The organism is Streptomyces durbertensis (assembly GCF_014156695.1).
GTDB classification, from domain to species: Bacteria; Actinomycetota; Actinomycetes; order Streptomycetales; family Streptomycetaceae; genus Streptomyces; species Streptomyces durbertensis.
Map to the genome: position 1 here is coordinate 1 of NZ_WMLF01000746.1, position 1,425 is coordinate 1,425.

General features: G+C 75.8%; 2 protein-coding genes. Both read left to right on the forward strand.

Going from position 1 to position 1,425, the window contains the following annotated elements; all coding sequences use genetic code 11:
• The first annotated feature begins 19 nt into the window (after nt 1-19).
• On the forward strand, nt 20-889 hold the full coding sequence (locus GL263_RS26480) for an ABC transporter ATP-binding protein (RefSeq protein WP_182858269.1): 870 nt from the start codon (nt 20-22) through the stop codon (nt 887-889).
• Nucleotides 874-1,425, forward strand: a 552-nt coding sequence (locus tag GL263_RS26485; RefSeq protein WP_438948010.1) for a hypothetical protein, incomplete at its 3' end; no start/stop codon positions are given. The genes GL263_RS26480 and GL263_RS26485, both read left to right, overlap by 16 nt.

Here is a 1,425-nt window from a genome sequence, read left to right on the forward strand (position 1 = left end):
GGGGGACAGGCTGCCCGCCATGAGTGGTGTGAACGGTGTGAGCGGTACGACGGGGACGAGCGGTGAGGGGCCACCCGCCACCGAGGGGGCGCGGTCACCTGAGGGTGCGCCGGTGCGTGCGCCGGCGGCGTCGCCCGCGCTGGAGCTGGCCGGGCTGACGAAGTCCTTCCAGGGGCGGCGGGCCGCGGACGCGGTGTCGCTGGCGGTGCCGCCGGGGAGCCTGACGGGGCTGGTCGGTCCGAACGGCGCCGGCAAGACGACGTCGCTGATGATGGCGGTGGGGCTGCTCCGGCCGGACGCCGGCACGGCGAGGGTCTTCGGCGTGGACGTGTGGGCGCGGCCGGAGGAGGCCAAGCGGCTGCTGGGCGTCCTGCCGGACGGGCTGGCGCTCCCGGAGCGGCTGACCGGCGGTGAACTCCTCACCTACTGGGGACTGTTGCGCGGCCTGGACGCGGACACCACAAGGGCCAGGACCGAGGAACTGCTGCGGGTGCTGGAGCTGACCGGCGCGGAGGAGCGCGGCACCCTGGTGATCGAGTACTCCACCGGCATGCGGAAGAAGATCGGCCTCGCGACGGCGCTGCTGCACGCGCCCCGGATGCTGGTGCTCGACGAGCCGTACGAGGCGGTGGACCCGGTGTCCGCGCGGGTTCTGACGGCGATCCTGCGCCGCTTCACCGCCGCCGGCGGCGCGGTGGTGATCTCCAGCCATGTGATGCCGCTGGTGGAGCAGTTGTGCGACCGGGTGGCGATCATCGCCGACGGCCGGGTGCGGGCGGACGGCACGCTGGCGGAGGTACGCGGCGGGGGCACGCTGGAGGAGGCCTTTGTGCGTCTGGTCGGCCACCGGGAGATGGACGAGGGGGAGCTGGCATGGCTGGGCGGCTGACGGTTGGCATCTCGACGCCGGGCGGCGGGCTGGTCACGACGCTCGTCCGGCTGCGGTTCACCATCCTCTCGCACGGCTCGCCGGGGCTGCGGCTCGCCCGCGGGCTGTGCTGGCCGCTCGCGGTGGCGGTGACGTGGGCGGCGGTGCTGTCCGCCGCACCGGGGGAGGCCCGGCACGACGTGCTGCTCCTCGTCGGGCTGGCGTGGCTGCTGGGGTGGGCGCTCGGCCCGGTCCTCGCCTCGGGTCCCGGTGTGCTGCGACCCGACTTCTTCGCGCTGCTGCCGGTCGGGCGGCGCCGGCTGGGGGCGGCGTTGCTCGCCGCCGCCTGCGTCGGCCCGGGGGCCGCGGCGACCGCGCTGGCGGCGGCTGCGCTCGGGGTGCGCGCGGTGGAGCTGTCGGCGGGCACGGTGGTGGTGGCGGTGCTGGCGATGCCGCCGCTGGTGTTGCTGCTGGTCGCGGTCTCCCGCACGGTGTACGCGCTGACGGGCGCGGCGATGCGGTCCCGGCTGGGGGTCGCGGTGACGGCCGTGCAGTAC